The sequence below is a fragment of the Mesonia sp. K4-1 genome (assembly GCF_008017825.1).
Classification (GTDB): domain Bacteria; phylum Bacteroidota; class Bacteroidia; order Flavobacteriales; family Flavobacteriaceae; genus Mesonia.
Genome location: NZ_VRLS01000086.1, coordinates 229,488 through 250,237 on the forward strand (window position 1 = coordinate 229,488; position 20,750 = coordinate 250,237).

General features: G+C 32.8%; 20 protein-coding genes, 1 tRNA gene and 2 other RNA genes. 11 read left to right on the forward strand and 12 right to left on the reverse strand.

From position 1 onward, the window contains the following. Genes FT986_RS13285 through FT986_RS13295 form a run of 3 tightly spaced genes read left to right on the forward strand, consistent with a single transcriptional unit; the run spans position 1 to position 3,472 of the window. A complete protein-coding gene (locus tag FT986_RS13285) occupies positions 1 to 486 on the forward strand; it encodes a histidine phosphatase family protein (RefSeq protein ID WP_147865471.1) in 486 nt (161 codons plus the stop codon). Beyond that, positions 486 to 2,558 (forward strand): polyphosphate kinase 1, encoded by a 2,073-nt coding sequence (gene ppk1, locus FT986_RS13290; protein ID WP_147865472.1) that lies wholly within the window; start codon positions 486 to 488, stop codon positions 2,556 to 2,558. The genes FT986_RS13285 and ppk1 overlap by 1 nt, the downstream gene beginning before the upstream one ends. Before the next feature lie 14 nt (positions 2,559 to 2,572). After that, the gene (locus FT986_RS13295) at positions 2,573 to 3,472 is read left to right on the forward strand and encodes a Ppx/GppA phosphatase family protein (RefSeq protein ID WP_147865473.1); all 900 of its coding nucleotides are present in this window, start codon (positions 2,573 to 2,575) and stop codon (positions 3,470 to 3,472) included. Here FT986_RS13295 and FT986_RS13300 read toward each other — a convergent pair whose 3' ends face one another. Both FT986_RS13300 and dnaX read right to left on the reverse strand, forming a co-directional pair. Then, entirely contained in the window at positions 3,473 to 4,054 is a 582-nt protein-coding gene (locus FT986_RS13300) for a tRNA-(ms[2]io[6]A)-hydroxylase (RefSeq protein WP_147865474.1), read from the reverse strand. It abuts the gene before it with no gap. Next, complete coding sequence (gene dnaX / locus FT986_RS13305) at positions 4,054 to 5,766, reverse strand: DNA polymerase III subunit gamma/tau (RefSeq protein ID WP_147865475.1); 1,713 nt, start codon at positions 5,764 to 5,766, stop codon at positions 4,054 to 4,056. Before dnaX ends, FT986_RS13300 begins: the two co-directional genes overlap by 1 nt. A gap of 104 nt (positions 5,767 to 5,870) precedes the next feature. Between dnaX and rnpB the strand changes: the two genes are divergently transcribed. After that, positions 5,871 to 6,175, forward strand: an RNA gene (rnpB, locus tag FT986_RS13310) — RNase P RNA component class A. Here the strand turns inward: rnpB and FT986_RS13315 are convergent. From FT986_RS13315 to FT986_RS13330, 4 genes are read right to left on the reverse strand one after another with little or no spacing between them, the layout of a single operon-like run. Beyond that, the gene (locus tag FT986_RS13315) at positions 6,174 to 6,551 is read right to left on the reverse strand and encodes a hypothetical protein (protein ID WP_147865476.1); all 378 of its coding nucleotides are present in this window, start codon (positions 6,549 to 6,551) and stop codon (positions 6,174 to 6,176) included. The genes rnpB and FT986_RS13315 overlap by 2 nt on opposite strands. Before the next feature lie 2 nt (positions 6,552 to 6,553). Beyond that, a complete protein-coding gene (gene rsmD / locus FT986_RS13320) occupies positions 6,554 to 7,096 on the reverse strand; it encodes a 16S rRNA (guanine(966)-N(2))-methyltransferase RsmD (RefSeq protein ID WP_147865477.1) in 543 nt (180 codons plus the stop codon). After that, positions 7,096 to 7,914, reverse strand: a complete 819-nt coding sequence (locus tag FT986_RS13325; RefSeq protein ID WP_147865478.1) for a DUF3822 family protein — start codon at positions 7,912 to 7,914, stop codon at positions 7,096 to 7,098. Before FT986_RS13325 ends, rsmD begins: the two co-directional genes overlap by 1 nt. Beyond that, a complete protein-coding gene (locus FT986_RS13330; protein ID WP_147865479.1) occupies positions 7,895 to 8,548 on the reverse strand; it encodes a hypothetical protein in 654 nt (217 codons plus the stop codon). Before FT986_RS13330 ends, FT986_RS13325 begins: the two co-directional genes overlap by 20 nt. A 115-nt stretch (positions 8,549 to 8,663) precedes the next feature. On the opposite strand from FT986_RS13330, the gene FT986_RS13335 reads away from it, so the two are divergent. Together FT986_RS13335 and kdsB are read left to right on the forward strand one after the other, a co-directional pair. Then, the gene (locus FT986_RS13335) at positions 8,664 to 10,103 is read left to right on the forward strand and encodes an ATP-dependent RecD-like DNA helicase (protein ID WP_147865480.1); all 1,440 of its coding nucleotides are present in this window, start codon (positions 8,664 to 8,666) and stop codon (positions 10,101 to 10,103) included. Positions 10,104 to 10,175: 72 nt separating this feature from the next. Continuing rightward, complete coding sequence (kdsB, locus tag FT986_RS13340) at positions 10,176 to 10,901, forward strand: 3-deoxy-manno-octulosonate cytidylyltransferase (RefSeq protein WP_147865650.1); 726 nt, start codon at positions 10,176 to 10,178, stop codon at positions 10,899 to 10,901. Positions 10,902 to 10,904: 3 nt separating this feature from the next. On the opposite strand, the gene FT986_RS13345 is transcribed toward kdsB, so the two are convergent. The 3 genes from FT986_RS13345 to FT986_RS13355 are packed head-to-tail and all read right to left on the reverse strand — an operon-like array spanning position 10,905 to position 13,383. Then, positions 10,905 to 12,215: a deoxyribodipyrimidine photo-lyase gene (locus FT986_RS13345; RefSeq protein ID WP_147865481.1), complete on the reverse strand. Its 1,311-nt coding sequence runs from the start codon at positions 12,213 to 12,215 to the stop codon at positions 10,905 to 10,907. Positions 12,216 to 12,217: 2 nt separating this feature from the next. Beyond that, the gene (locus FT986_RS13350) at positions 12,218 to 12,913 is read right to left on the reverse strand and encodes an SDR family NAD(P)-dependent oxidoreductase (RefSeq protein ID WP_147865482.1); all 696 of its coding nucleotides are present in this window, start codon (positions 12,911 to 12,913) and stop codon (positions 12,218 to 12,220) included. Between the two features lie 8 nt (positions 12,914 to 12,921). Further along, on the reverse strand, positions 12,922 to 13,383 hold the full coding sequence (locus tag FT986_RS13355; protein ID WP_147865483.1) for an SRPBCC family protein: 462 nt from the start codon (positions 13,381 to 13,383) through the stop codon (positions 12,922 to 12,924). Between the two features lie 131 nt (positions 13,384 to 13,514). Between FT986_RS13355 and FT986_RS13360 the strand changes: the two genes are divergently transcribed. Beyond that, positions 13,515 to 14,069 (forward strand): hypothetical protein, encoded by a 555-nt coding sequence (locus FT986_RS13360; protein WP_147865484.1) that lies wholly within the window; start codon positions 13,515 to 13,517, stop codon positions 14,067 to 14,069. Positions 14,070 to 14,135: 66 nt separating this feature from the next. Here the strand turns inward: FT986_RS13360 and FT986_RS13365 are convergent, their stop codons facing one another. After that, a complete protein-coding gene (locus tag FT986_RS13365) occupies positions 14,136 to 15,143 on the reverse strand; it encodes a M28 family metallopeptidase (protein ID WP_147865651.1) in 1,008 nt (335 codons plus the stop codon). Positions 15,144 to 15,303: 160 nt separating this feature from the next. On the opposite strand from FT986_RS13365, the gene FT986_RS13370 reads away from it, so the two are divergent. After that, positions 15,304 to 15,388, forward strand: a tRNA-Ser gene (locus FT986_RS13370). A gap of 238 nt (positions 15,389 to 15,626) precedes the next feature. Here FT986_RS13370 and FT986_RS13375 read toward each other — a convergent pair. Both FT986_RS13375 and FT986_RS13380 read right to left on the reverse strand, forming a co-directional pair. Next, a complete protein-coding gene (locus FT986_RS13375) occupies positions 15,627 to 18,083 on the reverse strand; it encodes a TonB-dependent receptor (RefSeq protein WP_147865485.1) in 2,457 nt (818 codons plus the stop codon). A 12-nt stretch (positions 18,084 to 18,095) separates the two neighbouring features. Further along, the gene (locus FT986_RS13380) at positions 18,096 to 19,796 is read right to left on the reverse strand and encodes a M23 family metallopeptidase (RefSeq protein ID WP_147865486.1); all 1,701 of its coding nucleotides are present in this window, start codon (positions 19,794 to 19,796) and stop codon (positions 18,096 to 18,098) included. Between the two features lie 174 nt (positions 19,797 to 19,970). Here FT986_RS13380 and FT986_RS13385 point away from each other — a divergent pair, with 174 nt between their 5' ends. The 3 genes from FT986_RS13385 (at position 19,971) to ssrS (ending at position 20,727) form a co-directional block, all read left to right on the forward strand. Continuing rightward, positions 19,971 to 20,261, forward strand: coding sequence for a hypothetical protein (locus FT986_RS13385; RefSeq protein ID WP_147865487.1), 291 nt, complete (start codon positions 19,971 to 19,973; stop codon positions 20,259 to 20,261). A 6-nt stretch (positions 20,262 to 20,267) separates the two neighbouring features. Further along, complete coding sequence (locus FT986_RS13390; protein ID WP_111540989.1) at positions 20,268 to 20,558, forward strand: cell division protein ZapA; 291 nt, start codon at positions 20,268 to 20,270, stop codon at positions 20,556 to 20,558. A 61-nt stretch (positions 20,559 to 20,619) separates the two neighbouring features. Beyond that, positions 20,620 to 20,727: non-coding RNA, 6S RNA (ssrS, locus tag FT986_RS13395), on the forward strand. The last annotated feature ends 23 nt before the right edge of the window (positions 20,728 to 20,750 follow it).

A 20,750-nucleotide genomic window follows, 5' to 3' on the forward strand; every position in this document is an offset into this window, starting at 1 on the left:
ATGAAAACACTTATCTTAGTAAGACACGGAAAATCATCTTGGAAAAATGATTTACCAGATCATGAGCGTCCGCTTAAAAAGAGAGCTTTTAAGGATGCTAATCTTGTTATAAATGCTCTTAAGCTTCAAAAACAATATCACCCAAGAGTTTTTTCAAGTAGCGCGGTAAGAGCTTTAACTACTGCGCGATTATTTAAAGATGCTTTACAAATTCCAGAAGATCAATTTTCAGTAAAAAAAGAACTTTATACATTTGATGAGGAAGATTTATTGAGTTTTGTTAAAAACAGTGATGATCATATAGAAACGCTCATGCTTTTTGGTCATAATCCCGCTATGACGAATTTAATTAATGATTTAGGAGATGAATATTTAGATAATTTGCCTACTACGGGATTAGTGATTTTGCAATTTAATACCACTTCTTGGAAAGATATAAAAACAGGAAAAACCTTATTAAAATTATTCCCGAAGACATTTAGGTAATGCAGCATAAAAATACATACAATAATAGAGAGATTAGTTGGTTGCAGTTTAATGCAAGAGTTTTGCAAGAAGCGGCAGACGAAAGCGTTCCGTTGATTGAGCGATTACGATTTCTCGGAATTTTCTCTAACAACCTCGATGAGTTTTTTAAGGTTCGATATGCTACGGTAAAGCGTATTACTCAAGCAGGAAAAGGAGCTAGAAAAGCCCTTGGCGGAATTACTGCAGGGAAACTTTTAAAGCAAATAACACAGATTGTTATAGATCAACAATCTCGCAGTTTAGAAATATTACATGATATTCAACGAGAACTAACAGATCATAATATCTTTATAATCCGTGAAAACGAGGTAACCGATCAACAAGCGCAATTCTTAAAAGATTATTTTCTACAAAAAATAAGCCCGGCTCTAGTCACAATTTTACTCAATGATCTAGAGGAGATTCCGCGATTAAAAGACAGCGCAGCCTATTTGGCTGTAAAAATGATTTTGAATACCCAACATAACGGAAAGGTAGATGAAAAGCAGTACATTCTTATAGAGATACCTAGGGGAATTGATCGTTTTGTAGAAATTCCTTCAGAAGACGACAAGAAATACATTATAATTCTAGATGATCTCATTAGGTATAATTTACAGAGTATCTTTAATATTTTTGACTACAAAAGTATTTCGGCTCATATGATTAAGATCACCCGTGATGCCGAATTAGATATGGCGGGAGATTTAAGTAAGAGTTATATAGAAAAACTATTGTCTAGTGTAAAAGATAGAATTGAAGGTCAGCCTGTAAGATTTGTATACGATAAAAACATTGAGCCAGATACCTTACACTTTTTACTATCAAAAATGGGGATTGATGATTCAGATAGTTTAATTCCTGGTGGGCGATACCATAATCGAAGAGATTATATGAAATTCCCAAGCCTGGGAGCTAAGAATTTGTTATACAAAAAATACAGTCCGCTTCCCGTTAAAGGCTTAAGCTTACAAGGAAGTTTGTTACAAAAAATTGCTGAAAAAGATTATTTACAATATACACCCTATCATACCTTTTCTTACACAGTAAAATTTTTGAGAGAAGCTGCTTTAGATCCTAAAGTGCAAACTATTAAAATTACAATTTACCGTCTAGCGGAAATTTCACATATCGCAAGTTCGCTTATCAATGCCGTTAAAAATGGAAAAAGTGTCACCGTTTCGATCGAGTTAAGAGCACGTTTTGATGAGGCAAATAACATTCGCTATGCAGAGCAAATGCAACAAGAAGGTGTAAAGCTTATTTTTGGTGTACCTGGTCTAAAAGTTCATTGTAAAGCCTGTGTAATTGAACGTTTAGAAAATAAAAAATTAAAAAAATACGGTTTCATAAGTACGGGGAACTTTAACGAGAATACAGCAAAACTATATACAGATTATACCTTGTTTACTGCAAATTCTTCTATTTTAAAGGAAGTGAATAAAGTGTTTGATTTTTTTGAAATTAATTATAAAATCAATAAGTACAAGCATCTTATTGTTTCTCCACATTACTCTAGATCTACTTTTGAGAATTTGATTAATACCGAAATAAAAAATGCCAAACAAAATCTACCTAGTGGAATTCGTTTAAAGCTTAATAGTCTTTCAGATTACAAGCTTATTGATAAGCTTTATGAAGCAAGTAGAGCAGGAGTTAAAATTAAACTGATAGTGAGAGGTATTTGTTGTTTAATTCCTGGAGTAGAGGGAATGAGTGAAAATATTGAAGCTATAAGTATTATAGATAAGCATTTAGAGCATCCTAGGCTATTTATTTTTGAAAATGCAGGAGAGCAGAAAATATATATTTCTTCAGCCGATTGGATGACAAGAAATGTAGATCACCGAGTAGAAATTTCTTGTCCTATATATCAAGAAGATATTCAAGAAGAATTAGTAAAAACCTTTGAAATTAGTTGGAATGATAATGTAAAAGCAAGATGTTTTTCAAATGAAACTGAAAATGCTTATATAAAAAATAACCAACCCAAGTTAAGAAGTCAGTTTGCTACTTATGATTACTATTTAGAGAATTTAGCTAAGAATTAAAAGACAGTATATACGTGTTAATAATAAAAAAATATGCAGCAATCGATATAGGCTCTAATGCCGTTAGATTGTTAATTTCTACCATTACAGAACCAGAAGATAAAGATCCAACGTTCAAAAAAACCTCACTCGTTCGAGTTCCCATAAGGTTAGGAGAAGATGTTTTTGTAAACGGTAAAATCTCTGCATTTAATATGATGCGTATGCGAGATACCATGAAAGCCTTTAATTTGCTTATGAAGTCTCATCAAATAGAGTGTTATAAAGCTTGTGCTACATCAGCCATGCGAGACGCTAAGAACGGACAAGAATTAGCAAAATTGGTGAAAGAAGAGTCAGATATTGACATTGAAATTATAGATGGTGAGCATGAAGCAGCTATCATTGCGGCGACAGATTTGCATACACTTATTCAGGATGATAAAACATATCTTTATGTAGATGTAGGAGGAGGTAGTACCGAATTTACGCTTTACGCGGAAGGGAAAACGATAGCGTCAAAATCTTTTAAATTAGGAACTGTTCGTATTCTTAACGATATGATTGAACCTAATATATGGGAAGAAGTTGAAGCTTGGATTAAAAAAGAAACAAAAAATTATACTAAGATATCACTTATAGGTTCTGGAGGAAATATCAATAATATTTTTAAAAGTAGTGGAAAAAAAATGGGAAAACCCTTGTCTTATTTTTATCTGAGCTCTTATTATCAATTACTTAACTCTCTCACTTACGAAGAAAGAATATCTCAGCTAAATCTAAATACCGATAGGGCAGATGTTATTATCCCAGCCACCAAAATATACCTTTCTGCGATGAAGTGGAGTAGAGCAAGGAAAGTATATGTTCCTAAAATTGGACTTTCAGATGGAATTATAAAATCACTTTATAATGACGAAAAGGCAAAGGAGTAATTAACCGTGAATACTTTCTTTTTTACTCAAATCCTCCATAATTTTAGCTTCGTACTCTAATAGAGATTGCCATTTTTCATCTACCTGTTCACGGTCTCCATATTGGCGTGCAAAATTGAGAAACATTGTGTAATGGTTAGCTTCACTAATCATTAGCTTCTTATAAAAAATGCGTAATTCCTTATCGTTTAATTCTTCCGATAGTAGCTTAAATCTTTCGCAACTTCTGGCTTCGATCAATGCAGCATATAGCAGTCGATGTACCATTTGGTCAATCCTACTTCCGCCTTTAGGGAAAAATTTGAGCAATTGTAGAACATACTCATCCTTACGATCTCTTCCCATTTCATACCCACGTTTTAAAAGTTCGTCATGCACCATTTTAAAATGACTCATTTCTTCTTGTACCAAATCTATCATAGCTTGAGTAAGCTCTGTAAATTCAGGGAAACTTACAATTAAAGAAATAGCCGTTGAGGCTGCTTTTTGCTCACAATAGGCGTGATCAATTAAAATTTCTTTTAAGTTTTTTTCAGCAATATTTACCCAACGAGGATCTGTAGGAAGTTTTAAACCAAGCATCATTTTATATCTAAATCAAAGGTTTTACGTAGTTTTTCGAGCATAGGATTCTTTTCGGCCATCTTATCAAATTTTTCTCTTCCTGTAAAAGCATATTTCTTTGCAACGGCTTCATTTACATTAATTTCAAGATCGACGTAAGAATTGTTTAGTCGCTTTCTTAAATATTTAATGACAGGACCTTTTGCTCTTTCTAATTCAACTTTCATGGTAGAATTTGGCAACGTGATGTTGAAAATCTTATTTTTTATTACAGGTGTATCTGTATCTAATATAGAAGCTAATATTTTCTGTCCGTTTTTTTGGAGTCTTTGTACGTATTCATTCCAGGCAGCTAAAGCTTGCGTTTCTGTAAAGTTTTCGTCTAATTTCACCTCCTCTTTGGCGACTTTTTCTTTCTTTTGGGCTTCTATTTCTTTTTTACGTTGAATACTTTTTATAGAAAGACCAGAGGTTTTTTTCTTTAGAGTTTTCGCTTCCGCGGAAGCGTTAACAGGAGGAGCTTTTTCTTCTACAAGAGCGGGCTCAGTATTCTTTGTATTATTGGTAGCATTTTCAGGGTGCTCATTAGTGACAATGACTTCTTTAGAGGCCGGAGTAATGGAAACAAAGTTCTTAGCAGGAATTATATAGTGCTTAGACTTTTTTTTTTCTCCATCGAAAGTGATGGAGGCCAATTGCATTAAGCAAAGTTCGACGAGTAAACGTTGATTTTTACTCGAACGATATTTAAGATCACACTCATTGGCGAGCTCAATAGCTTGCAGTAAGAAACTCTGACTCGCTTTTTGTGATTGCTCAAAATATTTCGCTTTAGTTTCTTCTCCAACTTCTAACAAGGTGATAGTAGATTGATCTTTACAAACTAATAAGTCTCTAAAGTGTGAAGCTAAGCCGGAAATAAAGTGATTTCCGTCAAATCCTTTCGCTAAAATCTCATTAAACTGAATAAGAAGTTCGGGAATTTTATTTTCTAAAATATAGTTTGTAGAAGTAAAATAGACTTCGTAATCTAAAACATTTAGATTCTCTGTGACCGCTTCTCGAGTAAGCTTATTCCCAGAAAAACTAATTACCCTATCATAAATAGAAAGGGCATCTCGCATAGCACCATCTGCTTTTTGAGCAATAATATGTAATGCATCATCTTCTGCTTCTACCCCCTCATTTTTAGCAATTCCAGATAAATATTCTTTAGCATCACTTACTGTAATTCTTTTGAAATCAAAAATTTGACATCTAGAAAGAATAGTAGGTATGATTTTGTGCTTCTCTGTAGTTGCTAAGATAAAAATAGCGTGTTTTGGAGGTTCTTCTAATGTTTTTAAAAAAGCATTAAAAGCCGATGAAGAAAGCATGTGTACCTCATCTATAATATATACCTTATAAGACCCTACCTGTGGCGGGATTCTTACTTGATCTATTAAATTACGAATATCATCTACCGAATTATTAGAAGCAGCATCTAATTCAAAAATATTAAAAGCAAAATCTTCCTGCTTATTTTCGGTAGCTTGTTGGTTAATTTTTTTAGCCAATATTCTAGCGCAAGTTGTCTTTCCAACTCCTCTAGGACCTGTAAATAAAAGTGCTTGTGCTAGGTGGTTATTTTTTATAGCATTTTCTAGCGTATTGGTGATAGCCTTTTGTCCGACTACATCGGCAAAAGTTTCGGGTCTATATTTTCTGGCAGATACTATAAAATGTTCCATCGCTTACAAAGATAAAAATAGGGGGGTAAATTTACTTATAAGTGGAGTGTTTTTTTATTGGAGTTATTCACAATTTTCAATTGGGAAAAACTATATTTGCTGTCTAAGCAGACCGCCTTATCGCTCTATTTATAGAGAGGAAAGTCCGGACACCACAGAGAAGCATAGCGGCTAACAGCCGCCAATACCATTTTATGGTATTAGGACAAGTGCAGCAGAAAGAATGTACAGGTAATGCTGTAGTGAAACCAGGTAAACTCTATGCGGTGCAATGTCATGTAAACCAGTGCTTGAGGGTGCTCGCCCGATGTTGGAGGGTAGGCAGCTAGAGGTTTTTGGTAACAAAAACCCCAGATAAATGATAAGGGCCTTTTAGGTACAGAATCCGGCTTATAGGTCTGCTTTTTTTAAATTGTTTCTTCCACCCAATTTATAGCATTTTCAATTTCCATAAACACATTAAAAGGTTTATTGTAAAATCTTTTTTCATAAAAAGCCATATCTTTTTGACGTTGGCTTTTGCACACTATAGCAAATGCAGATAGATTTTTATATTGCGCAGTTCTATAATAAGTAAGTGGGTTTATAGAATAAGCATTCACTCGGTTTGCTATATAACCAAATTTTGTATTGGGATAATATTTATCAAATAAATCGCTAAACCAATCTATATGTTCATGATCTAGGGCTAGTCCTTCTGTAATAGTAGATATTGCGTAAGATTCATAAATTTCTACAGTGCTAATTTCATTAGAAATTACAATTATGGGTGAAGTACGAGGCATCTTTATGATTTAGAAAAAAAAGAAAATACAGATCCACCATAACGTCTTTCTTCTGTAAAGTAGGTATGGTTCTTTAAATGTTCTGTGTGTTTTGAGTGTTCTATAATTAGAACTCCATCTTCTTCTAAAAAATCGTTTTCAAAAACTAGTTGTACGATGTTTTCAAAAAGTTCCTCAGAAAAATCATAAGGAGGATCGGCAAAAATTAGATCGAACTTTGTATTTACTTTTTCTAAATATTTAAAAACATCACTTTTAATAGTATTTACAGATCCTTCTAACTCTAGTGAGGTTTCTTTAATGAATTTTACACAACCGTAGTGTTGGTCTACAGCAGTAATATTTTGAGTGCCTCTAGATATAAATTCATATGTGATATTTCCTGATCCTGAAAATAAATCTAATACCGAAATGTCTTGAAAATGAATGCGATTATTCAAAATATTGAAAAGACCTTCTTTTGCGATATCTGTAGTAGGACGAATAGGTAGCTTTTTGGGAGCTATTATTCTTTTACTTTTAAATTTTCCAGAGATAATGCGCATTAAAATTGACTTATTAAAAGGTTATGTCTTTGAGTGTCTATTTTTAAATTTTCCGATAAGGAAATTGAAGAATATTCTTCTGTAAAAAATTCTATGTGTTGAATGTATGTAGAGAGTATTTTAAAATTTTGATCTTCCTCTTCTATATTTCCGCTTAAATATACAAGAATATTTAATGGGTCTAACTCTAATTGCTCTAATACAAACAATAGGTAATAAATAAAATCTTCTTTAGTTTGATAGTTAAAACTATTAGCTAATTGTAATTCTCCTTCTTTAAAAACTACGGCATGAAAATGAGTAGAATATACGTTTAGCAAAACCTTATTTTCTAGATCCTCTTTTTTAAATAGGTCAATTAATGTCGAGCTTATGTGTTTAAAAGAAAACTCCCCAAAAATTTCAAATAAATAATTATTGATATTAGTATAGGGAATATAAACATTTTTAGCTGAAATAGATTCCACATTGTCAAAAGTCACATAGTCTGTAGCTAATATTTTTGTATTAAACTTTAGATAATCTGTTAAGTTCTTTTCGGAAAAAAAAGCATCTGGGACTAACGTATATAAGGTGTTAGAGTAGAAAACTTCTAGTTCATCTATAGTTTCTTTTTCTTTGAGAAATGAAAACTCTAGGGTGGTTTTAATTTCTTTAAGTAAGTTTTCTGGGGTTTGTTTAGAGAGAAAAGACTTGTGTTTAAATTCTAATACGGTATGGGTATCTTTATTTCCTTTACAAAAAGAAAATCCATCCTGAGTTATCAGGATGGATAATTTATTTTTTATAGGTTGACTGTTATTGGTCGTTTGCTCCATAAACTTGTGGCCAGTTACCGTTGGTGTTAATTTCGGTCATAGAACCAATGGTAATGTATTCACCATTTACCCCATCTACAGATATAACCTGCTTTTCTTGCATTAATAGGTCTTTATCTAGATCGCTTAAAATAACATCTTTAGAAACTTTTACTTCAAATACAGAAATCTCGGTATCATTTTTATTGATTTTTCCAGACTCAATTTCAAACTTGGCTTTCTTATCGGTTGTAGGAACGTACATCATTTCCTTATAACGAGAAGAGTTTTTGAAGATAGAATCTTTTACAGGTACATATCCTAAAGTATCAACAATAGTTTGACTCTTATATTGATCTACACCATAAGTCTTTTTATATTCTTCGTCTAATACAGTAGTATCTCTACGTTGAGTTACTGTATATTCAGCTGTATCAATAAATTTAATTAGATTATCAAAGTCCCCTGCAAAAACACCAGTTACTTGCTTGTGAGCAAGTTGTGCTTTTCTAATATCCTTAAGTTTATCAATTACTTTTTGGTAACGAGCTTCTTTAACTTTATTAAATTCAATTGGTTCATAAACTGCGTTAAAAGTTAAATAACCTAAAACACCAATAACAATCCAAAGTAGTAATTGAATTACAAGTTTCATAGTTTAAAATTTATGATTTATAGTATCTACGCAAATCTACAATTTTTTTTTGTTCGTAAAAGTTTCAAAAGATAAAAATGCGTCTTTATATTTGATTTTTTTATATTCTTCCATTATGACTTCACAAGAATTATACCGTTTGCTTAAAGAACAATTTTCTTTTCAGCCTACCTTACATCAAGATATTGCTCTTCAAAAACTGTCTCAGTTTTTAACGGAGGATAGTAAAGATAATATGTTTATCTTAAAAGGGTATGCAGGTACGGGAAAGACTACTATCATTGGTACTATAGTTAAGAACTTATGGAAAATAAAGAAAAGCCCTGTACTTATTGCTCCTACAGGACGTGCTGCTAAAGTAATGAGCAATTATTCTGGTCATCAGGCATTTACTATTCATAAGAAAATTTATTTCCCTAAAAAAAGTGGAGGCGGAGCTAATATTCAATTTACTTTACAACCTAACAAACATAAAAACACCATTTTTATAGTAGATGAAGCTTCTATGATTTCTGATTCTACAGCAGATAAGAAGCTCTTTACGGATGGTTCTTTGCTCGATGATCTTATTCAGTATGTGTATGCGGGTCGTAATTGTAAATTAATATTTATAGGAGATACAGCACAGTTACCACCAGTTCATCATAGTTTAAGTCCGGCGTTAGACCCTAAAAAACTTTCTATTAATTATGATAAAGAAGTAGACCAGGTAGAGTTAACTGAAGTGATGCGTCAGCAATTAGAAAGTGGAATATTAGTCAATGCAACTTTATTAAGAGAAACGATTAAAAGCAGTTTCTACGACACCTTTAAATTCAAAAATACGGGTGGAGACTTTGTTCGTCTCATAGATGGTTACGAAATCATGGATGCTATTAATGATGCTTACAGTTCTCAAGGGCATGAAGAAACAGCCATTGTAGTCATGTCTAATAAAAGGGCAAATATTTACAATGAACAAATACGTTCTCGCATTTTATTCCGCGAAAGCGAAATTGCAGCAGGAGATTATTTAATGGTGGTAAAGAACAATTATTTTTGGATTAAAAGTAATAGTGAAGCAGGCTTTATAGCGAATGGTGATATTATTGAAGTCTTAGAAATTTTTGAAATCGTAGAGCTTTACGGATTTAGGTTTGCCGAAGTAAAAGTACAAATGGTGGATTATCCCAAAATGAGCCCTTTTGAAACTGTGGTTATGTTAGATACGCTAACCTCTAATACGCCTTCTTTGCCTTACGAAGAGTCGAATAACTTGTATCAAGAAGTGATGAAAGATTATGCCGATGAGACCTCTAAATACAAGAAGTTTTTAAAAGTAAAGAACAATAAATATTTTAATGCCTTGCAGATAAAATTTAGCTATGCCATGACGTGTCATAAATCGCAAGGGGGACAATGGAATACCGTTTTTGTAGAGCAACCTTATCTTAAAGATGGTATTACTGAAGATTACTTACGTTGGTTGTACACTGCTTGTACCCGAGCAAAGGAACAGTTATACCTTATAGGATTTAAAGATAGTTTTTTTGAAGAGGAGAATGAAATACATTAGTAGAAAGAAAAAAAACTTATTTTTGAATCAAACTTTAATATCGTGAACAAAACAAAGCTAAAAGTAATTGCAATGATTCCCGCTAGGTATGCGGCAACACGATTTCCTGGTAAATTAATGCAAGATTTAAATGGTAAAACAGTAATTACTAGAACGTATGAGTCTGCATTAAAAACAGGATTATTTGAAGATGTTTTTGTAGTAACTGATAGTCAAATTATATATGATGAGATTATCGCTCAAGGCGGAAAAGCAATATTAAGTAAAACTGAACACGAGTGCGGGAGTGATCGAATTGCTGAGGCTGTAAAAGATATGGATATTGATATAGTTGTTAATGTTCAAGGCGATGAACCATTTACTTCCAAAAGTAGTTTAGAAAAAGTGTTGAAAGTGTTTTACGGGAGTGATGCTCGCCAAATTGATTTGGCATCTCTTATGACTCCATTACATGAAAAAGAGGAAATCGAAAACCCTAACAATGTAAAAGTTATTGTTAACCAAAACAATTTTGCGCTATATTTTTCAAGATCTCCTATTCCTTATCACCGAGATAAAGAGGTGGAGGTTACTTATTATAAGCACATTGGTATTTACGCTTTTAGAAAGCAAGCAATTTTAGATTTTTATCAATTACCCATGCTTACTTTAGAAGCTTCAGAAAAAATAGAGTGTATTCGATATTTAGAATACGGTAAAAATATTAAAATGGTAGAAAGCGAACCTATGGGAGTGGGTATCGATACACCTGAAGATTTAGAAAAGGCAAAGCAAATTTTAAATAAAAGAGGAGCGTAATATTTATTTTTTTACAGCTTCTTTATATACTTGTAAACATCGTTCACGGGCTTCTTTGTGGTCTACCATCCTTTCTGGATAGTCTTTGGTATCATATTCTGGGATCCATTGTTTGATGTATTTTTTATCCTTATCAAATTTTTCTAATTGAGATTGGGGATTAAAAATTCTAAAATAAGGAGAGGCATCGACACCACATCCTGCGACCCACTGCCAATTACCAACATTAGAAGACATTTCATAATCTAACAATTTTTCGGCAAAATAAGCTTCACCCCATCGCCAATCGATTAAAAGATGCTTACAGAGAAAGCTACCAACTACCATTCGAACTCGATTGTGCATCAACCCAGTTTTGTTGAGCTGTCGCATTCCTGCATCAACCATTGGGTAGCCTGTTTTACCTTTTTTCCATAGCTCAAATTCCTTCTGGTTGTTCCGCCATTTAATATTGTCATATTTAGATTTAAAAGCATCGGTGACCGTTTCAGGATAATGATAAAGAATTTGCATAAAAAACTCTCTCCAAATAAGTTCATTCCAAAAAGTTTCATTTTCCGCATTAAGCGCCTTTTTCAATACTTTTCTTATGCTGATCGTACCAAATCTAAGATGCGGACTTAAATTACTAGTACTTTCTTTTGCGGGTAAATCTCTATTGTTTTCATATTCTTGAATAGTGGTTGGGGTTATGTCATATTCAGGAAATTGAATAGAAGATTTTTTAAAACCGATATCGCTTAAAGACAGGTTGGGTAATCTAGTATTTGCTATAAGGTTAGAAAGGTAATCGTTGGTATAATAAATCTTTAAGTCATGTGATTTAAAAACCTCTTTCCATTTTTTCATATATGGCGTGTAGACAAGGTAAGGGGTGTCATCTGATTTTACCACTTCGCTTTTTTCAAAAATCACTTGATCTTTATAGGAGAAGAATTCAATTTCCTTATTTTCTAATAGGTTTTGTATTTGACTGTCTCTCTCTTTAGCATATGGCTCATAATCTGTATTTGTAAAAACTGCTTGAATGTCATAATCATCTAACAATTTCTCAAAAATATTTAAAGGTTTACCGTAAAACATGCCTATTGAACTCTCATAATTTTCTTGTAGTTCTTTACGCATAATTTGTAATTGCTCAAAAATATAGCTTACACGAGCATCGTCATTAGGTAACTCACTTAGGATGCCTTTGTCAAAAATAAATATAGGAAGTACAGGGTATTCTCCTTTTAAAGCTTGTAGGAACCCTAAATTATCATCGAGTCTTAAATCTCTTCTAAACCAAAAAATAGAAACTTTATTTTTTTTCACACTTATACTTTTAAAGTTGACATTCCGCCATCAAGATGGATTACCTGCCCCGTCATCCAACTACTTTTATCAGAAAGGAGGTAAGTAGTTGCATTTGCAATATCTATTGCTTCTCCCACACGCTTAAGCGGATGTCTTTCATCCATCAATTTTTTTTTCTTGTCATTGTTCAAAATATGGTTAGACAAGCTGGTATTGGTGAGGGAAGGTGCTATTACATTAATCCTTATTTTTGGGGCATATTCTGCCGAAAGTGCTTTGGCAAAACCTTCAATTGCTCCTTTAGAAGCAGCAACGCTAGTATGAAAAGGCATCCCTAATTTAACTGCCACGGTACTAAAATAAATAATACTAGCTTGATTAGATTTTTTTAAACGAGGAAGTATTGCTCGGGTACAATTTGTTAAACTAATAAAGTTTTTATGCAAATCATCTTCAAAATCTTCTTGTTTAAGCATTTTGAAGGGTTTTAAATTGATTGTGCCAGGGCAATAAATAAAACCATCCAATTGTTCTGGCAGATCTAGATCTTCTAAATTATCTTTGTAAGCATCAAATGTGTGGTGAGTTACATTTAACTCTTTTAAGTGATCATTAGTTCTTGAAGCTACAATAACATTGTTGTTAGTATGCAGTTGTTTTACAACTTCTAATCCGATTCCGTGGCTACCGCCAATGAGTAAAATATTTTTCATAATCGTGAATTTTAAAGAGTTCCAAACATTTCAGTAAGTTTACTTTTTCTATACTCAAATATTTCTCTTAATTTAGGTTTAACCAGAAAAGGATGCACCATCTGACCTAAAACACCTAAGGGTAATTTATAATCTACAATATCCTCCATTTGCACCCCACCTTCAACTTCTTTAATAAAGTGTTTATGATGCCATAAGGAATAAGGGCCAAAACGTTGTTCATCCACAAAATATTCGCCCTCTTTTACGTGAGTAATTTCAGATACCCATTTAGTTTTAATACCAGCAATAGGGGTAACTATATATTGAATAATCTGGCCAGCATACATGCTTTTATTTTCTTCAGTCAAAATATTGAAGCCCATATAATCTGGAGTAATTACTTTTAGATTTTTAGGATTGGATAAAAAATCCCAAGCTTCAGTAGTTGATATAGGAAGATTTTGCTTTTCGTGTAGTCTATAAATTTTCATAAAGCTAAATTAACCTATATTTTGTTTAATGTAAAATAAAATAAGTTAAACAAAAGTTATTCTTTTCATTTTTAATTGAGTTTACATTTTAAAAAAATTACTTTTATTATATATTAATAAAAATCAAATTTATGAAGAGCGTTCTCGCCTTAAGTTTAGTGTTAATACTATTTGCTTGTAATGGCACTAAAACAATTAATGATGTATCTTCTAACGAAGGAAATACCGATGACAAGCAAGAGATGTCAAATTATATAAATGAAATAAGTTTAGTATCGGGTTGTTTATCAGGAGGGGAATGTAGTTTTGAAGTAATGCAAAATACGAAAATGGATTTCAAAACAGATACAGCTAATATGCTTTATCCAGATTTTGTAGACGCTAAAGATACAAATACTATAAAGTTTGTATATAATGAAAATGCAGATAAAACTGAAACAGACGGTCATTATCGCGAAGAAATCTATTTTGAAGTAAAAGACGGAATTGATTCCATAAATCTAGAAAATGCTGAATTAGCAGATGTTAACTTTCTTTACGGAAGATTCTGTTATTGCAAGGGTAGTGCAGGTTATTTTAAGGTGAAAGAGGGAACATTGTTGATGGAAGGAGGAAGATTAATTATTAGTTTCGCAAATGGTCAAGTACCCCAAAAATTATCAAAAATCACTGCCGATTACAAGTAAATAATCTCAAATGAAAAAAGCAGCTCCAAAGAGCTGCTTTTTTTTATTTGAAATCTATTTGATGATTTAGTTAGCTTTATCAACCACTAGCCTTTCATCTCTATTGGCAACTTCCCAAGCAGTATAAAAAATAAGTTTAGTTCGCTTAGTCATTAATTCGTATTCAATTTTGTCTGGTGTGTCAGTTGCTTTGTGATAATCTGCGTGAGTTCCGTTAAAGTAAAAAATAACAGGAATATTATGTTTAGCAAAATTATAATGATCACTTCTGTAATAAAAACGATTAGGGTCATTATCATCATTATAGGTATAATCTAAGTCTAGATTCACATATTTATTGTTCATTTCTTCCGATAAGTTATGCAGATCTGTACTTAATTTATCACTTCCGATAAGGTAAATGTAGTCATCCTTACCTTCGTGAGCAGGATCAATTCTACCTATCATGTCTGTATTTAAGTCGGTCACTGTATTTTCTAAAGGAAAAATAGGGTTCTCGGTATAATATTTTGAACCTAATAAACCTTTTTCCTCACCAGTTACGTGTAAGAACAGGATCGATCTTCTAGGTCGGTAACCATCTTTTGCTGCTTCTTGAAAAGCTTCAGCGATTTCTAACATAGCTACTGTTCCTGAGCCATCATCATCGGCTCCATTATAAATATTACCTTCATCGTTCACGCCAATATGATCATAATGAGCAGAGATCACGACAATCTCTTCAGGAAACTCACTACCTTCAATAAATGCAACTACATTTTCTGAATCATTATATCTATCGTTAAAATAACTTGAGGGTATTATTTGGTAGTAATCATCTCCGCCTAAAGGAGAAGGTACGTCCATTTTTTTATATTCTTTTTTTAAATACTCAGCAGCTTTCTTTTGTCCGGGTTCACCTGTATCGCGACCTTGAAACTCATCTGAGGCAAAAGTATAGAGGTGATCCTTTAATTCTGTAACTGTAATTGAATTACCGTAGGTTTCTACATTGGCTTCAGATACTGCTTTGTCTTTTTGAACGCTACAAGAAAAAATTGTTCCTATAGCTGCAAATAATAAAATTTTTCTCATCATTTATTTTAGCTTAATTTATAGTGGTACAAGGTATTAAATTAATGAGAATTTTATCAAATAGAAATTCTTAAAAAAAAAGTATAAAATTATTTTTGTGAATTGAAAAAAGCTTTTATATTTGCACTCGCATTCAGGGAATACCTGATGAGGCACTCAAGGAGAAATGGCAGAGTGGTCGAATGCGGCAGTCTTGAAAACTGTTGAGGGTCACACCTCCGGGGGTTCGAATCCCTCTTTCTCCGCAAAAAAAAACCGCAACAATGTTGCGGTTTTTTGTTTTTAAGATCACTTCTCGCATTTATTTATCACTCAATAAGGTATTTGGGTTTCTGAAGATATTTATGAAAATTGGCTAAAATGTCCAAGACTCATATGTTCTAAATAAAACTAGCTTATTTTATTAGGTGAGTTATGAAATCGGGTAATTAGCAGATTGGTTTTGCGAAAACCTAAAAGATAATATCTAGTAAACACTTTTATTTAGAACCTCATCGAAAGTTTTACATTAAATACTCGAGGAGATAAATAATTAGGTATTGAATATAACCTCTTGGTGTATACATCTCTTATAAAAGTATTGGTAATAGAGTTTTGATTATCAAATAGGTTAAAAATTTCTATTCCGATATTTAACTCTTCAAATGCTTTTAACCAATTTGTATTGGTGTTGTTTTCAGAAGGATCTACAATTACATAAGAAAAGCCAACATCGGCTCTTCTGTAATCTGGTAAGCGCGTTTGATAGTCGTATGGATCTGCATAATTAGGAGAACCGCCAGGCAATCCAGTATTATACACTAAATTTAAATACATTTTTAAGCTTGGTATTTTAGGAACATAATCCTGGAATAACACAGCGAATTTTAGACGTTGATCGGTAGGGCGTGAGATGTAACCTCTGTCGTTAATGTTCTCTTCGGTTTTTAAATAACCAAAACTTAACCAGCTCTCGGTTCCTGCTACGAACTCACCGTTTAACCTAAAATCAAATCCATAAGCATACGCTTCAGCAATATTAGCAGCCTCATAACGTATTCTAACATTTTCTAAAGTATAAGGATTTACATCAGTTAACTTTTTATAATATGCTTCAGAAACCAGCTTAAATGGTCTGTCTCCCGCTTTAAAACTATAGTCATTTCCTAATACAAAATGCACAGATTTTTGAGCTTTTACATTTGGATTAACTTCACCCGTTTGTCCTCTTAACTCCCTATAAAAAGGAGGTTGATAATAATACCCTCCAGAAAGCCTAAATAACATATCTGCTTCCCAATTAGGCTGAATGGCAAATTGGGCACGCGGACTAATAACGCTTTGCGCGGAAGCGGTTTCATCATCATTAGTTACTGCCCAAGTATGAGAACGTACACCAGCGTTAAACCAAGCATCACTTTCTCCTAAAGTAGTTTTATAGCTCCATTGTACATAAGACTGTATTCTATTAATTTGAGTAGAATTAAACGCTCTTACACTATTAAAAGATTCTAGGGGAGCGTCAAAAGCTTCATAAGGCTGATTGTTTTGAAAATCTTCAAAAGGAGGTCTTATAGAAAATCCAGCAGAATCTATAATTTCATATTCTTGAATACGGTCTCTAATGTCTTCATGCGTATATTTAATTCCGTAATCAATTTGATGATCTTTAATTTTTAAAATTCCTTTATGTTCCACATTGAAAATTAAAGCATCTAGATCGTTTCTTGCGTGGGTAAGTTGAGCTCCAACACCTTCAGAAAATTCAACTTCTCCAAGATCTGAGCTTCCAATATCAGTATTTACATCACCTAATCGGTATTCTGCTAAAATATCATAATGCTCTTGCTCTTGCGTATTGAAAACCGAACCAATAAGCTTAGCGGTATAATTATCTGAAATTTCATAAGAGCCTTTTAAAGCCGCGAAATAGGTTTCGTATTGATCTTTTTCCTGTCCTTCATAAAAGATGAGTAAAGCTTTGGGGTCTTGAATGGTACCAAAATTGGTTTGTCTCGTAAAGGGTTCGTAATCGTATTTATTGATAGAAACATTTCCTAAAAAACCTAATTCAAACTTGTCATTTACTTGATAGCTAAGATAAGTCTGAGCATCGGCAAAGCGAGGTTTAAAGTTACTCTCTGTTTCTTTAGCATTTACAAAAAGACTATTATCTCTGTACCTTAGACCTATAATAGCAGACAGCTTCTTATTTTTAGAAACACCTTCTACAGATGCGCTTGCTCCTAATAAACTGGCTTGGAGAGAAGCTCCAAAATCTACAGGTCTTCTATAATCAATACTTAATACAGAAGAGAGTTTATCTCCGTATTTGGCTTGAAAACCTCCAGCAGAAAAGTCAACATTTCTAACCATATCGGTATTTACAAAGCTTAAACCTTCTTGTTGTCCAGAACGAATTAAAAAAGGACGATAAACTTCTATTTCATTAACGTAAACAAGGTTTTCATCATAGTTTCCTCCTCTAACGGAATATTGTGTACTTAATTCATTGTTAGAAGAAACCCCAGGTAAAGTTTTTAGTAAATTTTCTACACCGGCATTGGCCCCCGGTATTTTTCTTATCGTTTTAGGTGAAATGGTAATAAGGCCTTCTACTTTACTTCTTCGATCTCCTGTAATAATTACGGTACTTATTTGCTCGATGTCAGTTTTTAAAACTGGGTTAATTTCTTTGTCTTCACCTTCTTTTAAATTAACTGTAAAAACCACTTTTTTAAATCCTACATAGCTAATGGTTACGGTTATATTTTTATTTGCAGGTATAGCTAGATTATAAAAACCGTTTTCATTCGTAAGTGTTCCGCCATCTAGATAGCTAACATTCACAGATGGAATAGGGGTCTTGCTTTCATCAAGTATAATTCCTTTTATTTGGGCAGTTTGCGCAAGTAAAGTCGTAGAAAATAGGAGAAGGGCTAAGTAAAGAAAACTTTTCAAAGGATTGTAGGTTTAATTTTTTCTGAAAAATGTACCTTCAAATGTAGTACTATTTCCTACATTATCAAGTACGATAAGTTTTAATTTGTTTTCGGTTTCTTTTATGATATCATCCTCAAAGTAATATACCAGTCTGTCTGTTTTATAATCATACTCCATCAATATAAATTTTCCGTTAATAGTAGCTCGGTAGCCCCCAATATTGGTGAGTTCATCTTCAATCTTAAAGATCAATTCATTTTCACTAGACATCCATCGTTTTTCTCTAAAATTTATAGGAGTAATCTTAGGTCCTACACTATCTTGTTTAAGTTCATATTTACCGAAGGTTTTTGTGCTAACGCTAAAACGGTTGTTTTTCTTATAAGTATCAACATAATAAGCAGCTCCCCAATCGGTCATTCTTGCTACATATAGCTGTTCTCTATCTTTTACGGTGTAATTGCTTACATCAAAACCAATAGTCATATTTTTATGTAGAGGAGTGCTGTCGTGATGTACTTTTATTCCTTCTCCGTCTTTTTGTATATCTAAATAAGCGTCTTCATATAAAGCGCCTTTAGGAATATAAATATCAAAACCATCTTCGTCAAAAGCGATTGCTTGTCCTGCTTTTGCAAAATAAGCCGTACTGTCAATTTTTTTAGGAGTAATTTCTTCCAAAGAAAAGGTTTTACTAATAATAGGAACTTTAATAGTACTGGTGTTTCCTTTAAAATCTTTTACTTCTATCGTATAATTGTAGTCTAAGCTATCTTGAACATTTACAAAACCTTTTTCCCCGTAAGTGGTAATGATGCTTAAAGGGTTATTATCTTCTTTAAATAGTTTCTGTACACGATTTCGTTCATTCTTATAGTAAGCATAGTCTATAAAACGATTAATATATCTACTTTCAGAAAAAGAGAACTTTTTGAAATCTATTTGCATCAATTTATTTCCGTTAACGGAAGTTTTTATTTGATATACGCCATTTTTGTTGGGAGCAAAATCTAACCGGTCTACTGTAGAAACCCCAAAACCTAAAGTGCCGTACGCTTCAAAATTTTCAGTAATATAATTTCCGTTTCCTAAAGGAATCACTCTCAATTTTTGTCGGTTATTATTTTGATTAACGTGAGAGTTTTCTCCCTGCGGATATACAAACACTCCTTCAATTAAAGGATGAGAATTATCTTCAATTTTAAAACCAAAATCTAATGGATTCATTGGGCTTGCTGCAGCATCTCTAATTTCGAAATGTAAATGCGGACCGCCACTACCGCCACTGTTTCCGCTGTACGCAATAAGTTCGTTTTGTGTTACAGGCAGTTCGTTAGCATTAGGAAAAACTTCTACTTCATAGCTTTCTTTTGCATATTGCACCTTTCTAATATAGGCTTGTATGGCTGGAGAGAATTTTTTTAAGTGTGCATAAACTGTAGTGTAACCATTGGGATGTTGAATGTAAAGGGCTTTTCCATAACCAAAATGGGAAACTTTAATCCTACTTACATATCCTTCCGCGGAAGCGAGGACATTTAAACCTGTTTTTTGATGAGTTTTAATATCTAATCCGCTATGAAAATGATTGGATCTTAATTCGGCGAAGGTTCCCGAAAGAATTAAAGGGATTTCTAGCGGACTTGAAAAGTAATCTTGCGGTAAATCTTCTTGCGCTTTTACAGGAGAGCAGAGGAATAATGGTAACAAGAGTAAAAAAATAAATCTCATAAATAAGGATTAGAAATATGGTTAACTTTAAATATAGACTAATTATTATAAAAACAAAATATATTGATGAAATCCAGCGAAGTAACGCAATCTTTTAAAATAGATAAAGAAAACTGTTGCCATATTGATAAAGGTATGTTAACTTTGTATAGATAAGTATTACGTGAATAGCAGATGAGTAATTTGATTGAAATAGTTGATTCACTTGAAAATAAGATTAGTAAACTACTACATAAATATGAACTTTTAAAGCAGAAAAATAACGAATTAGAAGAAATCATAGAAGAAAATAAAAGTAGAATACTAGAACTTCAAACTGGTTTAGAGTCACTTTCACAAGAAAATCAAACACTAAAATCTGCTAACGCTATACTAGGCAGTAACGAACACAAAAGAGAAACAAAGCTCAAAATAAATAGCTTAATACGAGAGATAGATCAATGTATTGTTCAACTCTCTGAATAATTTTGAATGAGTGACAAATTAAAAATAAAACTATCTATAGCAGACAGGGTGTACCCCTTAACCATTGCGCCAAGCCAAGAAGAAGGTTTGCGTAAAGCTGCAAAAAAGATAGAAGAAGTTATTAAGCAATTTGAGCAGAGTTATGCCGTTAGGGATAAGCAGGATGTATTAGCGATGTGCGCTTTACAATTTGCAGCAAAGACCGAACAGCATTCAATAAATAATGATAAAGAAGTGATAGATGCAAGACAAAAATTAAGCGACTTGGTTGCAGTTTTGGATGATCACTTAAAATAATAACGTTCTTTAAAATAAAAACAAAGGTTTACTGCCTGTATTAGTTATTTATATTTGATAAACTCAACACTTATTCTTTTAAAAAGGGTGAGTCTAAGTTGTAAAAGCAAGCCGTCTTAGAACGGATCCTTGATCAGCTTGTTAGCCCTATACTTGTTTAAAGGAGTTTATACAAAATCTATGCTAATACAG

Excerpts from the sequence above, each read along its gene's own strand:
- FT986_RS13285 (WP_147865471.1), top strand. The coding sequence starts at position 1 with ATGAAAACACTTATCTTAGTAAGACACGGAAAATCATCTTGGAAAAAT.
- ppk1 (WP_147865472.1), top strand. The coding sequence starts at position 486 with ATGCAGCATAAAAATACATACAATAATAGAGAGATTAGTTGGTTGCAG.
- FT986_RS13300 (WP_147865474.1), bottom strand. The coding sequence starts at position 4,054 with ATGCTTGGTTTAAAACTTCCTACAGATCCTCGTTGGGTAAATATTGCT.
- dnaX (WP_147865475.1), bottom strand. The coding sequence starts at position 5,766 with ATGGAACATTTTATAGTATCTGCCAGAAAATATAGACCCGAAACTTTT.
- FT986_RS13315 (WP_147865476.1), bottom strand. The coding sequence starts at position 6,551 with ATGCCTCGTACTTCACCCATAATTGTAATTTCTAATGAAATTAGCACT.
- rsmD (WP_147865477.1), bottom strand. The coding sequence starts at position 7,096 with ATGCGCATTATCTCTGGAAAATTTAAAAGTAAAAGAATAATAGCTCCC.
- FT986_RS13325 (WP_147865478.1), bottom strand. The coding sequence starts at position 7,914 with ATGGAGCAAACGACCAATAACAGTCAACCTATAAAAAATAAATTATCC.
- FT986_RS13330 (WP_147865479.1), bottom strand. The coding sequence starts at position 8,548 with ATGAAACTTGTAATTCAATTACTACTTTGGATTGTTATTGGTGTTTTA.
- FT986_RS13335 (WP_147865480.1), top strand. The coding sequence starts at position 8,664 with ATGACTTCACAAGAATTATACCGTTTGCTTAAAGAACAATTTTCTTTT.
- kdsB (WP_147865650.1), top strand. The coding sequence starts at position 10,176 with ATGATTCCCGCTAGGTATGCGGCAACACGATTTCCTGGTAAATTAATG.
- FT986_RS13355 (WP_147865483.1), bottom strand. The coding sequence starts at position 13,383 with ATGAAAATTTATAGACTACACGAAAAGCAAAATCTTCCTATATCAACT.
- FT986_RS13360 (WP_147865484.1), top strand. The coding sequence starts at position 13,515 with ATGAAGAGCGTTCTCGCCTTAAGTTTAGTGTTAATACTATTTGCTTGT.
- FT986_RS13365 (WP_147865651.1), bottom strand. The coding sequence starts at position 15,143 with ATGAGAAAAATTTTATTATTTGCAGCTATAGGAACAATTTTTTCTTGT.
- FT986_RS13380 (WP_147865486.1), bottom strand. The coding sequence starts at position 19,796 with ATGAGATTTATTTTTTTACTCTTGTTACCATTATTCCTCTGCTCTCCT.
- FT986_RS13385 (WP_147865487.1), top strand. The coding sequence starts at position 19,971 with ATGAGTAATTTGATTGAAATAGTTGATTCACTTGAAAATAAGATTAGT.
- FT986_RS13390 (WP_111540989.1), top strand. The coding sequence starts at position 20,268 with ATGAGTGACAAATTAAAAATAAAACTATCTATAGCAGACAGGGTGTAC.